Genomic DNA, 11,619 nt, shown 5'->3' with positions numbered 1-11,619 from the left:
AGCACCTGCCGCCTCGCGACCCCATCCCCGTCGGGTTGAAGGACATCCATGCGTACGGAGGACACATGAACGACAGAGCACTGCGTTTCGCGCGGGGGACGACAAGCCATGACGTCATGAGGCGCGGCATCTCCTTGCTGGGGCTGGTGACGGCCGCGACCGTGGCCTACGCCACGGTGGCCGCCGTTCCCGCCGCGGCCGCCCCACCCCGCGCGTGCGCGCACGATGGCTGCTCCGCCCTCCCGCGCACCGGCTCTGCCCGATGGATGGCTGACGGCGACAAGATGGTGATCTGCGACGGGTACGCCGATGGGTACTCCGTCATCGTCAGGACCGACATGGGGAGCGGGCCCCAGCCGGACAAGTGGCACACGAGCGGTGCCGGAAAGTGCACCGAACGTTCTTTCGGCGATGTCGCCGAGGGGCAGCCCATCGCCTTCTACACCTGCGTGGGGAAGCAGAGCACCAACTACATCCTCCCGGGCTCGTGCGGCCATGTCGCCCACGGCACCACCTGACTGGTTGTCACCGCGCGCCTGAAAGGCCGGCACCGCAGCGGTCGCCCAGGGCCGGCACGCCGCGACCTGCCTGCCGGCGGTTCGATCGGCCGCGGCGAAGCCCGCGAGGGCAAGTCCGCCATCCAGTGGCCGTGCGCGAAGCGAGCGAGCGAGCAGGCTTGGCGGATCCGAGATCTTCCCCAACGGGTCAGGCATTCAGCGATCTTCGCACGGCGGCGTCCACCAGCTCGTGGATCTGCTGCTCGGTGAAGATGTCGGGCAGGGTCAGCCGCTCCACGATGAGCCAGTTCAGCGCGAGGTAGAGGAGCACCACGGAGGTCGAGTCGCCGGGCAGGCCCGAGGCGGCGTGGTAGCCGATGTTGGCGTCGATGTCCTCGCGGATGCGTTTGGTCAGCACGGCCCGCAGCTCGGGGCGCCTGGTGGACTCCAGCCTGAGCTCGAGCAGGGCCAGGTAGCCGGAGTTGAAGGCGGCGACCCGATCGACCAGCTCGTGCATGAGCTCGGCGTAGCGGGCTTGGTCCTGCACGCCTTCCCGGTGCCGGGCGATCGTGGCCTCGTCGGGCAGCAGCCGCTCGTAGATGCGTCCGCCGACCTGGGTGAACAGGTCGTCGCGGTTGGCGAAGTAGTTGGAGGCCGTGCCCGGGGGCACAGCCGCCTCCGCATCCACGGCCCGGAAGGTCAGCCCCCGCGCCCCCTCCCTGGCCAGCACCTCGATGGCCGCGTCGATCAGCGCCTGACGCCGCTCGGCATTTCTCCGCACTTGACACCACTCCATGTGTAGTACTACGTTCAAACCACTTCAGACAGAGTACTACAGCAGGAGTTGAACGGTATGCGGAAACTGGTCTACTACATCGGCGTCTCGCTCGACGGCTACATCGCGGGCCCGAACGCCGAGTTCGACTTCTATCCCGTGTCGGACCAGATGGCCGCCTGGATCAACGCCCGTTACCCCGAGACGCTCCCCACCCACATCCGCAAGCTCGTCGGCCTCGACGGCGTGCCCAACAAGGTCTTCGACACCCTGGTGATGGGCCGCGGCACCTACGAGCCGGCCCTCGACGTTCCCACCACCAGCCCGTACTCCCATCTGCGCCAGTACGTCGTCTCCAGCACGTTGACGATCGACGACCCCACGGTGCAGGTGGAGTCCGGCGATCCGATCGAGCTCGTCCAGCGGCTGAAGGCCGAGGACACCGGCATGGACATCTACCTCTGCGGCGGCGGCAAGCTCGCCGCCTCCCTGCTGCCGGAGATCGACGAGATCATCCTCAAGAGCTACCCGGTGGTGGCCGGCACGGGCATCCCCATGTTCTCCGGACAGTTCCGCCCCACCCTGTTCTCCCCCACCCGGCGCGAGTCCTTCGACAACGGCGCCCAGGTCACCTGGCTCACCAGGGCTTAGAACCACAAGGAGGAAGCATGCATATCAAACTCCCATCCTCGATCGACCAGCCCAAGCCCGACCGCCGGGCCGGATCGCCGCACCGGCACGAACTCCCCGCGCGCGACCTCAAGCCCACGGGCCGGTCCCATCCCTCCCGCCGCCCGACCGCCGCGCCTCGCCGCAGCGGCTATTGAGCGGGCCGGCACGGCATGGCCGAGATGCCTCAGCGGGGAGGTGTCACTCCGGAGGCTGTGCGGCTTCCGTCGAGATTCCGTGCACTCCGCGGTGAAACCTCTGCCCACCGGTTCGGCTTCCCCACGATCACACGTCTCGGCCCCCGCCCCGACCGATCGACCGAGGCGACGCACCGGGGACGGCGCCGAGGATGTCGCGGCAGTCGATCAGACCCAGATGGCGGGAGTCCTGCGAGCGGGCGTTGTCCCCGGCCACCGCGACATACCCGGCCGGCACCTGTGACACGTCCGGCAGTGCCGGGACGAGGCAGTCCGGCAGCAGGTCTCCGGCGACCGCGACGACCCGCTTGATCCGGTGCGGCAGCTGCTCGTCCGCCACCCGGAACACGATCACCTCGCCGCGCCGAGGGTCCCGGCGCAGCCGCCGGGCGAGCAGTCGCTGGCCGTCCCGCAGGGTGGGCGACATGCTGTTGCCCTGCACGATCACCCTGAACCACCCGATCATCGCACCCTCGCGTCCTGGTAGCCGCCGGCCTGGAGGCGGAACAGCCGGGCGTACTCGCCGTCCGCGTCCATCAGCTCGTCGTGACTGCCCTGCTCGGCGATCCGGCCGTCGACGAGCGTGGCGATCAGGTCCGCGCCACGCAGCGCGGACATCCGATGGGAGATCAGCAGCCGGGTACGGCCCTCCGCGTGCCGGCGCAGGGTGCTGTGCACACGGTGCTCACCCTCGGCATCCAGCCCCGAGGTCGGCTCGTCGAGCACGATCAGCTCGGCGTCGGCGCGCATCAGGCAGCGGGCCAGGGCTACCCGCTGCCACTGCCCGCCGGACAGCGTCACACCAGCCCGCTCGCCGTCGTCCGTGTGCGTCCTGGACAGCACGGTGTCGTAGCCGTTGGGCAGCGCCGCCACCGTGTCGTCGGCGCGAGCCGCCCGCGCGGCCGCGACGATCCGCGACCGGTCCTCGAGGTGCAGGACCTGCCCGATGCCGATGTTCTCGGCCGCGGTCAGGTCGTAGGTCATGAACTCCTGGAACACCACACCGATCCGTGCGCGCAGCGCCGCGACGTCCAGCTCGCGGATGTCCACGCCACCCCAGGTGATCGTGCCGCGCTGCGGGTCGTAGAACCGGCACAGGAGTTTCACCAGCGTGCTCTTGCCCGCGCCGTTGACGCCGACGAGTCCCACGGCGGCGCCGGCGGGGATGATCAGGTTCACCCCGCGCAGCACCCACGGACCGTCCTCGGCGTACCGGAACCAGACGTCCCGCAACTCGATGGTCGCCGGCGGAGGTGGCGTGCCCGTGCCGGCCGGCAGGTCGTCGCCGGTGTCGAGGACGTCGAGGTAGTGCCCGAACAGCCGCACCGCGCGGGCGGTCTCGCCGAGCTGGAGCACCACGGCGGACAGCCCGGTCTGCGTGCCGGCCACCGCGCTGAGGAAGAGCACCAGGTCGCCGACCGACGAGCCGCCGGTGACGACGTTCGTGGCGACCACGACCGTGCCCACCCCGGTGACGGCGGCGCCGAGCAGCGCGAGCCCGCTCTGCACCAGCGCGCCCCGGCGTGACACGGACAGCCGTGCCTGCGAGACCGTCGCCAGCGAGTCGATCATCCTGGTGTGCAGCAGCGTGCCGAGGCCGAACAGCCGGATCTCCTTGGCGGCACGGACATCGGTGAGCAGGGCCCGGTAGAACAGGCGGCGCCGGTCGGTGGCCACCCACGCCTCCTCGGTGGCCACCTCGCGCCGCGCGGTCGCCAGCCTGGCGAGCACGGCGGTCAGCACTGACGCGAGGAGCAGCAGGGGCATCGGCGGCCACACCACCAGCAACGCACCCGCGAAGCTGGAGAGCAGTACCACTGAGCGGACCAGCTCCTGCGCGAACTGCGAGACCGTGCCGGGCGCTTCCTGCGCGGCCTGCTCGGCAAGCCGCAGCCGGTCGTGGAACGCGGGATCCTCGATGTGCCGCAGTCCCGGCAGGGCGGCGACCCGCTGGAACAGCCGGCTCTCCACGGTCAACGTGACCTGGTGCCGGACCACTTCGCCGAGGTGGCCGACGAGGTAGAGCAGTGCGATGGCGAGCCCGCCGGCGATCGCCGAGACGATGGCGAGGAACACCGCCCGGCCCGTGCTCGCCGTACCCGAAGTGAGCTCGTTGACCAGCAACATCGTCAGCCATGCCCCGGCCGCGGGCGCGACTCCCGCGAGCACGGTGAGCGCCAGGGTGACAGTGGCGGTCACCGGCGCGGACCGGAACGGCAGCGCGAGCGCCGCCAAGCCCGCACGGGTGGCCGATCGGGTCATGCCACCTTCACCGGGGCGCCGGCGGCGTCCGCGAAGTCGTCGAGCCGGGTGCCGGAGGCGGTCACCACGCCGCCGTGCGTGTGCAGCAGCGTCGGGAACGCGACGACCTCGAACGCGGTCAGCACGGGGTCGTCGACGTCGATGAGCGCGACCCGGCCGAGAGCACCGACCTTGGCGACCAGCCGCGCGGTGGCGTCGGGTTCTTGCGGGTCGCCCTGCACGATGGACACGAATCGGGCCGCCGGCGGGGCGCTGACGAGCGCGTCGGACAACATGCGGCACGGCCCGCAGCCGACCTGGAAGAACCCGACGTGGACCGGGCCGTCGAGGTCGGCCTCGGTGATCGCGGCGCCGTCGGTGTCGGTGACCGAGAACGGGCGGACCACCGTGCCGGGTTTCGGCAGATGCGGGTTGCGGGCGGGGGCGCCGCCGTGCTGCTGCAGCTCACGGATCCTGGAGACCAGCGCGAACGTGAACAGCAGGTGCACCGCGACCACGACGGCGAGCAGGACGACGGCGGTGGTGAGCAGGATCAACGGTTCCTCCCTGCGGGAACGAGGAGGAACGCGACGTCCTCCCAGCGGGTCGTGAGCAAACCGAGAAACGCTCCGGTGACCAGGGCGACCAGCATGGCCGGGGCGGACGTGGGCGCGCCACCGGCGAGCGCCCCGACCACGGCGACGGCGACCAGCAGGCCGTTGCGGACGAGGTGCTGGGGGCCGAGCAGGCCGCCGCCCGCGCCGAAGCACTGGCAGCGTACGGACTGCCTGGCGAGGACCGCACGGGCGATGCCGGCGCAGAACACGATGAGGAGCACGGCTGCGAGGGCGTAGCCGGCGAGCCGCGTGCCGGGAACGGCGAGCAGCACCACGGCGGCGGCCTCACCCGCGACGACCGCGACGGCGGCCGGACCGGCGGGCAGCCACCGTGGCCCGATCGCCGCGACCGAGTCGCGGAACTCGGCGAACCCCTGCCGAGAACGCGCCTTCCCCACGACCGCCGCGAAGAAGACGACGGCGAGCAGCACACGGGCGAACAGGTCGAGCACGGCGGCCTCCGGGGCGGATACGGTGGCTGGCGGGGGCACGAGGTGGCGTCCCCGCCAGCCGCTCCGGTCAATGTGTGATCAGCAGGTGGTGACCTTGGAGGAGCAGATGCCGTAGCAGTTGAAGCGGTAACCCCTCTTACAACACGCGCCGTGCTCCGGCACGCATGCACCGGCTTCCACCTTCGGCAGTACCATCCCGACGAGCCGCTCACCCGCTTGCTGCACGAGTCGCTTCATTCCAGCTCCTTCCGTGACGAATAACGCGGACGCCGCCCAGAAGAGCAGTGATCCCGACGCCACGGCCACGGCAAGTACCGCATAGTCCGCTTTGGCCAGAACGCCGCACTATCGCCTTCTCTGGCGGGCATCGACAAAGCTGCCCGGAATTTGATCAAGAGTCAAGATCTTGACAGAAGGAAGTTCCGGGGCCTGGTCGGCCACGCACCGGGCCAGAGGAGACGACGACCGAACTGTCGTACCTGTGCCGGATCACCAGAATCCACGTGGATACTGGCGGCTATGGTCATCGTCGAAGTCGTCCTGGAGACCTACGACGCGGTCGACTTCACGGCCTGGCCGATCTCGGAGCCGTCGAGCGACCGCCTTCTCGCCCTCTCCGGCCGGATGTCTCCCGCCGACGTCGGGACGGCCATGGCGGTCGTCTTCAGCTACAACGGCATCCCCGTCACCCACGCCGCCGACCTGACCGAGGCACGTCTGGAGCAGCATCTCGACGAAGCGAAGAGGCTGATCGCTCCGGGCGGCCTGCGCCTCCGCGACACCGCGACCAACGTCGACGTCTCGCCCGGTTGCTGCTGCGGCTTGGAGAACTGGCGGGACTGGTGGAACGTGGCTCGCGGGCAAGGAGCTTGGCTCGGCCACGACCCCACGCCACACATCACACATGTGGGTCACGTCATCCAGCTCCGGCAGCACGGTGAGAACTCTCCGTCCATCGAGATCACTCGCGGCGAGCTCTCCAGCCTGCTCACCACAGCCCAACGGCACCTCTCCGGGTTCCTCGACCTTGCCGGGCACTGGGCGGCGACCACTACTCCGGGGCCGGCCGAGCGGCTCGTCTCAGCCCTCGACCGGCACCTCGAAATCACTGAAGCCTTTACATCCTCAGGCGGCCTCGCGACGCGGTGATGCTGAACGCTCCTCAACAAGGCGGCATGTTGTGCCACCATGATCGCGGCGTTCCACGAAGGAGGCTGCTTGGTCGTTTTCGCCTGTGCGGGGTGCGGCGCCGTGATGACCGCGCGGGTGGCGCGGGTGGCGCTTCCCGACCACTCTGGCCAGACGTACGGCCACGGTCTGCTCCCCGGTCTTCTGGAGCCAGGAACGTACGTGGTGGACCCTGGGGACGGCCGGCCTTGGGAACCAGTGAAGCCCGAGCCGGAGGAGCATGGCGTCCGACTGCTGACGTACTGCATCTCGGGCCCCCCGAGCAGGATCGGGATCGCGCCGGGCGATGTCCGCGGAACCGTCTTCATCCCGGAGCGGTTAGGCGGGTGCTGTTGCGGCTGGGACGGCCAGTACGGTCCCAACCTGGCGTGCGCGAGGTGCGGCTGTCCGGTGGCGACTCGCGTCGACGACTGCGGGTTCTGGCAGGTGGTGTGGCTGGAGCCGGAAGCCGTGCGTCCTGTCGCCGTCGATGGCCCCGTCCAGCGGGTGATCGACTGGGCTGAGCTGCCGAGCACGCCGCCCGTTGATCCGCTTGGCTTCTGGAGTCCCTTGTGGGAGGCCGCCGTCGCGGTGGCACTGGCGCACCTGCTGGCAGTCTCGGATGGTAGGCGGGTGTCCGTCCCTGAGGGGGCTGTCGCAGAGGTGTTCCGCCGGGCGATCGACAGTCTGCTCCCTCCGGGGCCACCGGAACGCCACCTCGTCCTGGCCGGGCCCGGTCTGTCTGCCGCGATCACGGACATCGCCCTGGTGCCGCGACATCCGCAGACCGGTGAGGTATGGCCTTGCGACGCGCCAGCGGTGGTGCCGCTGGCCGCGGACGTGTGGACGTACATGGCGTTCCACGATGGTCGGCGGCTCGTGCCGGCGGCGTACGCGATGCCTGCCGTCGTCCGCCGTGATGATCCGCCCCCGCTGCTGCCGCACAGTCTCTTCCGTCCCGACGGGCGAATCTTCCTCAGCACGCTGGAACGGCTGGCGGCGGTTCGGCAGCCGTGGTTGCGCCGCCTCTATGACGGGGTGAAAGAGCGCCCCTACATGGACCCCTTCTCGTAGACGCGCGATCAGCACAAGGAGTGCCTGCCGGCCTGGGTTGAGACGCCGCCATGGGGGTCTTCTTCGCCCGTTCGCGCCGTCATGGGGTCAGCCTGCGGAGTTGAAGCCGTCCCTGGCCGTCGGCGGCAAGGAGGTAGCGTGTGCCCGCGGCGGAGACCGACATGCTGCCTTGTTGCTCGAAGGTCCCGGTGAGTGGCTTCCTGGTGGTCAGGTCCCACCACTGGGTGGTGCTGCCGGACAAGGGCCAGCGCTCGCTCCTGGCGAGCGCGATCACGTGGCCGCCCGCCACAGCGACGCCGCCGAGCTCCACGCTGCCCCTCTTGCCGTGCCGGGGCTTGATCGGCGATTCCAGGTCCTCGCCGGTCTCCGGATCGAGAATGTCGATCGTCGGGCCGGCTTGCGTCGTGACGACCGCCACGCGGCAGTTGAGCCGGCCGACGTATCCGATCTTCCGCCGTTCATGGTCCGTGGCGGGCACGGCGAAGGCGGATACCCGCCGTCCGGCGAGCACGTCCCAGATCTCCACGGCCCCGGGTCGCGCGCTGCCGGCACGACCGGCGTTGTAGGCGGTGACGTAGGGCCGCCCGTCGATCTCCGCCACCAGCGCGTCCGTCACCCAGCCCTCGATCTCCTTCGGACGGCCGGGGTCGAGGTCGAAGGAGGTGGTGAGCCGCATGGTACGCAGATCCCAGGCCAGGACGATCAGCCTGCCGCCGCGGTATGCGACGGACACGGCGAGAGGTCCCGAGGTCGCCAGGGCCAGGACCTCGTCCACGTCGGCCGGTTCGCGTGGGTCGGGGTCGGCGGACAGGTGAGGCTGGGGAAGGGCGCCGAGCGACTCGCCGGTCCGCAGGTTCCACACCTGGTAGATCGCCGGGCCGGACGCGGTCACTGCCACCGGCGTGCCGCCCAGATCGGCCGTCGCCAGAGAGCTGGATTCGTTCTCGGTGCGCACGACTTGTCGGGGGCGCCGCGTGACCGGGTCCCACATGCGCAAGATCCCGTTCGCCTCACTCGTGACCAACGCTGGACGGCCGTCCATCCTGGTGAAGGCGGCGGCCTGTACGTCGGGCACGCCCGGGGTCGGCGCGCCGATCTGCCGGCGCGTGCGCAGGTCCCACAGCCTGACGGTGTTGTCCCCGCCGCCGCTGAGCAGCACGGGCGTGCCGCCGAGCGTCCCCGCGGCCAGCGCGGTGACCGGGCCTTGATGACCAGTCAGTTCGCCGTCCTCCCCGGCTGACAGGGCGCGTAGCAGGACCTTGCCGGGGGCGGACAGCCGGTCCTCCTCGGAGTTCGCGCCGATGGCGAGCACCGGACGGCCCGCCACCTGGGCGAGCGTCGAGGTCGTCAAGCGGTACTCCTTCCGCTCACCGTCGTCGGAGGGGACCACCCGCTGTGCTTTCCGGGTGGCCAGATCCCAGCGGTGCACGCCCAGCCAGGAGTACGCGAGCAGGGAATCCCTCCCGCCGATCTTCGCGATCTTCATCCACCAAGGGACGACCGCCTCCTCCCCGGTGAACATCTCCTTGCCGACGGCGTGTCCTGTGCCGAGATCCCAGACGGACATGGTCGCGTCGTCACCGTCGGTGGAGGTGATCAGCACCTGCTTCCCGCCCGACCGGCCCGTGGCCATGCCGGCCGTGTGGCGGATGCGCGGCAGTGTACGTAACAGGGCCCGGGTCGCCGGGTTCCAGATGCGGACAGCGTCGTCGTCGGCGCTGAACAGGGCCCGGGCGCCGCGATAGTCGCCCTGGGCGAAGACGGTGCCCGGCTTGAAGCGCTGAACGATCGCGCGGGTCGTCAGATCCCACAGACGGGCGCCGTACTCCCCCTTGGTGAGCACGCCGGGCCTGCCACCGAGATCGACGAAGGTGGCGGCGGTGCCGTCCAGCGGCGAGGCGGCGGGCCGCAGGGCGGGCAGCGACCAGAACCGCACCTTGCCCTCGGCGCCCGCGGAGATCGCTATGGGCTTCCCGTGGAGCCGTCCGAAGTCCACGGTGTTGACGTCGGTGTGACCGCCCTCCCCCACCTCCCGAGGCTCGGAGATCGTGAGCGGCCGCGCCTTCTTCTTCCGGCAGGTGGACGGTGCGGCCCACGGTGGGGCGGCCGTGACGGATGGCGGCGCGCTCGCGGTGGTTGGCGGGACGCCGGTGGACGCCGGCCGAACGCCCGCGGCCCCCTCGGCGCAGGCGGCGAGAACGAGGATCGCGGCAGTGGCGACCGCCACGCGACACCTGATCACCTGGCTACCATAATCGCCGCGCGCTCGCCGCACTCCTGGCACTTGTCCTGATCGTTGTGGGCTACGGCGCCTGGTACGGCAGCGAGCAGGCCGTCGGGGTCGTCCATCCCGGCACCAGCAACACCATGGTGCTGGCCTCCCAGCCTGGAGCGGTAACCCTCACGGAGACCCCCGACACTCGCAAACCGGGCATCTACTGGCTGGAGTGGACCGGGGCGTTCACCATGCTCGGCCCGATCACCGCCCGCCGGGACGGCCGGGTGACCCGCACGGTGCTGCGCGGCCCGCTCCCCTCGATAGGGACTCACCTACCGCAACGACGAAGGCGCCCCGCGCTCGCCCGACGGGCTGCTGCACCTGGGCGTCAGCGAATGGCGCGACCTGGAGGACGCCGTGCGCGCGGCCCAGCTCCGCGGGGCACGGCGTGCCATCCTGTACGGCACGTCCATGGGAGGAGCGATTGTCGGCCAGTTCCTGACGCATCCGGCACCCGCCGAAGGTGCGCCCGCCCCCGCTGCTCCTCCACACGGTCAACGATCCCGACCATCCGATACGTGAGGTTCGTGACCTGGCCGCCGTGGGCGCCCGGCTCGGCTGGGACGTCCGGCTGGAGGAGTTCCCGCACGGCGGGCACACTGAGGCGTGGAACACCGACCGGCCCCGCTATGACCGGCTGGTCCGCGCCTTCCGCTCCGAGGTGGTCGCCCTCCACTTGCAGGCGGCAAAACCACACCAATCGGCGGACACGGGATCGTAGGGACCGATCGCCCAGCGCGACTCGACAGGTCATACATCGAGGACCGCTTTTCCGGCGACGCGGCGGGCGAGCAGCGCATTGGCGGCCTCCATCGCCGTGTTCCATGGCCCACGCCAGCCGACCTGCGCGACCAGTTCGCCCGTCGCCAGCAGTTCGACCAGGCGAGCGAGGTCGTCGCCGAACGGCGTGGTCACGTTGAAGTTCTCGATCCTCCCCCGCGCCGATCGCGTGCCCGCGAGCTCGAAGTCGATGCTCGTGCTCTCGCGGGCCGCCCGTCCGATGGCCATCGCCACGCCGTCGTCCTCCAGCCGATAGAACGCCTGCGCCAGCTGCCGCCCGCCCACGTTGTCCAGCACGCCGTACACGCGGCCCTCCAGGTTCTCCGGACCGATCACGACCTCGGCGGCGCCCAGTTCGCGCAGGCCCTGCGCGCGGGCGGGGCTGCCGGCGGACGCGACGACATGGGCTCCCGCACGGGCGGCGAGCTGTACGGCGAAGCGGCCGACGCCGCCGGACGCCCCGGTGACCAGGACGCGGCGGCCCGCCACAGGGCCGAGCCGGCGGACCGCCTGCAGCGCCGTGACCCCGGCGACCGGCAGTGCGCTCGCCTGCCCCAGGTCGACACCCTCCGGAACGACGGCCAGCTCGGCGGTGTCCACGGCGCGCAGCTCCGCCCAGGCCCCCGACCAGCCAAACGTGACCACGCGGGCGCCGACGGCAGGACCTGAGCCGTCGGCGGCGGCCTGGACGACCACTCCGGCGGCGTCCCAACCCGGGACGTACCCGGGCCGGATGTCCGCGCTTCTGAAAGCGATCTCGCCGAAGTTGAGCGAGAATGCCGCAACCTGGACCAGCGCCTGTGAGGGCGTGGGCACCGGGTCGGGCACGACCGCGAAGGAAAGGTCCGGGTTGAAGGTCAGGGCTCGCATCG

Annotated in this window: 14 protein-coding genes; 6 read left to right on the top strand and 8 right to left on the bottom strand. The window is 70.7% G+C overall.

Annotated elements, in window-relative coordinates; all coding sequences use genetic code 11:
* The first annotated feature begins 65 nt into the window (after positions 1-65).
* Positions 66-518 (top strand): hypothetical protein, encoded by a 453-nt coding sequence (locus AB0H81_RS01155; RefSeq protein WP_358367450.1) that lies wholly within the window; start codon positions 66-68, stop codon positions 516-518.
* Between the two features lie 187 nt (positions 519-705).
* On the opposite strand, the gene AB0H81_RS01150 is transcribed toward AB0H81_RS01155, so the two are convergent.
* Positions 706-1,278: a TetR family transcriptional regulator gene (locus AB0H81_RS01150; RefSeq protein WP_358367448.1), complete on the bottom strand. Its 573-nt coding sequence runs from the start codon at positions 1,276-1,278 to the stop codon at positions 706-708.
* Positions 1,279-1,350: 72 nt separating this feature from the next.
* Here AB0H81_RS01150 and AB0H81_RS01145 point away from each other — a divergent pair, with 72 nt between their 5' ends.
* On the top strand, positions 1,351-1,923 hold the full coding sequence (locus AB0H81_RS01145) for a dihydrofolate reductase family protein (protein WP_358367446.1): 573 nt from the start codon (positions 1,351-1,353) through the stop codon (positions 1,921-1,923).
* Positions 1,924-1,940: 17 nt separating this feature from the next.
* Positions 1,941-2,099 (top strand): hypothetical protein, encoded by a 159-nt coding sequence (locus AB0H81_RS01140; protein WP_358367443.1) that lies wholly within the window; start codon positions 1,941-1,943, stop codon positions 2,097-2,099.
* Positions 2,100-2,226: 127 nt separating this feature from the next.
* Here AB0H81_RS01140 and lepB read toward each other — a convergent pair whose 3' ends face one another.
* From lepB to AB0H81_RS01115, 5 genes are read right to left on the bottom strand one after another with little or no spacing between them, the layout of a single operon-like run.
* Entirely contained in the window at positions 2,227-2,604 is a 378-nt protein-coding gene (lepB, locus tag AB0H81_RS01135; RefSeq protein WP_358367440.1) for a signal peptidase I, read from the bottom strand.
* On the bottom strand, positions 2,601-4,400 hold the full coding sequence (locus tag AB0H81_RS01130; protein ID WP_358367437.1) for an ABC transporter ATP-binding protein: 1,800 nt from the start codon (positions 4,398-4,400) through the stop codon (positions 2,601-2,603). The genes lepB and AB0H81_RS01130 overlap by 4 nt, the downstream gene beginning before the upstream one ends.
* Positions 4,397-4,936, bottom strand: coding sequence for a hypothetical protein (locus tag AB0H81_RS01125; protein WP_358367435.1), 540 nt, complete (start codon positions 4,934-4,936; stop codon positions 4,397-4,399). The genes AB0H81_RS01130 and AB0H81_RS01125 overlap by 4 nt, the downstream gene beginning before the upstream one ends.
* Complete coding sequence (locus tag AB0H81_RS01120) at positions 4,933-5,487, bottom strand: MauE/DoxX family redox-associated membrane protein (RefSeq protein ID WP_358367432.1); 555 nt, start codon at positions 5,485-5,487, stop codon at positions 4,933-4,935. Before AB0H81_RS01120 ends, AB0H81_RS01125 begins: the two co-directional genes overlap by 4 nt.
* Positions 5,488-5,526: 39 nt before the next feature.
* Entirely contained in the window at positions 5,527-5,685 is a 159-nt protein-coding gene (locus AB0H81_RS01115; RefSeq protein ID WP_358367429.1) for a hypothetical protein, read from the bottom strand.
* A gap of 282 nt (positions 5,686-5,967) precedes the next feature.
* Between AB0H81_RS01115 and AB0H81_RS01110 the strand changes: the two genes are divergently transcribed.
* Positions 5,968-6,597, top strand: coding sequence for a hypothetical protein (locus AB0H81_RS01110; protein ID WP_358367427.1), 630 nt, complete (start codon positions 5,968-5,970; stop codon positions 6,595-6,597).
* Between the two features lie 429 nt (positions 6,598-7,026).
* Positions 7,027-7,689, top strand: a complete 663-nt coding sequence (locus AB0H81_RS01105; RefSeq protein WP_358367425.1) for a hypothetical protein — start codon at positions 7,027-7,029, stop codon at positions 7,687-7,689.
* Between the two features lie 79 nt (positions 7,690-7,768).
* Here AB0H81_RS01105 and AB0H81_RS01100 read toward each other — a convergent pair whose 3' ends face one another.
* Complete coding sequence (locus AB0H81_RS01100; protein WP_358367423.1) at positions 7,769-9,931, bottom strand: WD40 repeat domain-containing protein; 2,163 nt, start codon at positions 9,929-9,931, stop codon at positions 7,769-7,771.
* A gap of 499 nt (positions 9,932-10,430) precedes the next feature.
* On the opposite strand from AB0H81_RS01100, the gene AB0H81_RS01095 reads away from it, so the two are divergent.
* Positions 10,431-10,688: a hypothetical protein gene (locus AB0H81_RS01095; protein ID WP_358367421.1), complete on the top strand. Its 258-nt coding sequence runs from the start codon at positions 10,431-10,433 to the stop codon at positions 10,686-10,688.
* A 29-nt stretch (positions 10,689-10,717) separates the two neighbouring features.
* Here AB0H81_RS01095 and AB0H81_RS01090 read toward each other — a convergent pair whose 3' ends face one another.
* Complete coding sequence (locus AB0H81_RS01090) at positions 10,718-11,617, bottom strand: zinc-binding dehydrogenase (RefSeq protein ID WP_358367419.1); 900 nt, start codon at positions 11,615-11,617, stop codon at positions 10,718-10,720.
* Positions 11,618-11,619 lie beyond the last annotated feature (2 nt).

Origin of the sequence: Nonomuraea sp. NPDC050691, from assembly GCF_040654455.1 — a bacterium.
In the GTDB taxonomy this organism is placed as follows: domain Bacteria; phylum Actinomycetota; class Actinomycetes; order Streptosporangiales; family Streptosporangiaceae; genus Nonomuraea.
The sequence above is the reverse complement of the archived record's forward strand: the minus strand, read 5'-3'. Positions and strand labels throughout refer to the sequence as shown.

Coding starts and splice junctions, on each gene's coding strand:
- AB0H81_RS01155 (WP_358367450.1), top strand. CDS start 66: ATGAACGACAGAGCACTGCGTTTCGCGCGGGGGACGACAAGCCATGAC.
- AB0H81_RS01145 (WP_358367446.1), top strand. CDS start 1,351: ATGCGGAAACTGGTCTACTACATCGGCGTCTCGCTCGACGGCTACATC.
- AB0H81_RS01140 (WP_358367443.1), top strand. CDS start 1,941: ATGCATATCAAACTCCCATCCTCGATCGACCAGCCCAAGCCCGACCGC.
- lepB (WP_358367440.1), bottom strand. CDS start 2,604: ATGATCGGGTGGTTCAGGGTGATCGTGCAGGGCAACAGCATGTCGCCC.
- AB0H81_RS01130 (WP_358367437.1), bottom strand. CDS start 4,400: ATGACCCGATCGGCCACCCGTGCGGGCTTGGCGGCGCTCGCGCTGCCG.
- AB0H81_RS01115 (WP_358367429.1), bottom strand. CDS start 5,685: ATGAAGCGACTCGTGCAGCAAGCGGGTGAGCGGCTCGTCGGGATGGTA.
- AB0H81_RS01110 (WP_358367427.1), top strand. CDS start 5,968: ATGGTCATCGTCGAAGTCGTCCTGGAGACCTACGACGCGGTCGACTTC.
- AB0H81_RS01090 (WP_358367419.1), bottom strand. CDS start 11,617: ATGCGAGCCCTGACCTTCAACCCGGACCTTTCCTTCGCGGTCGTGCCC.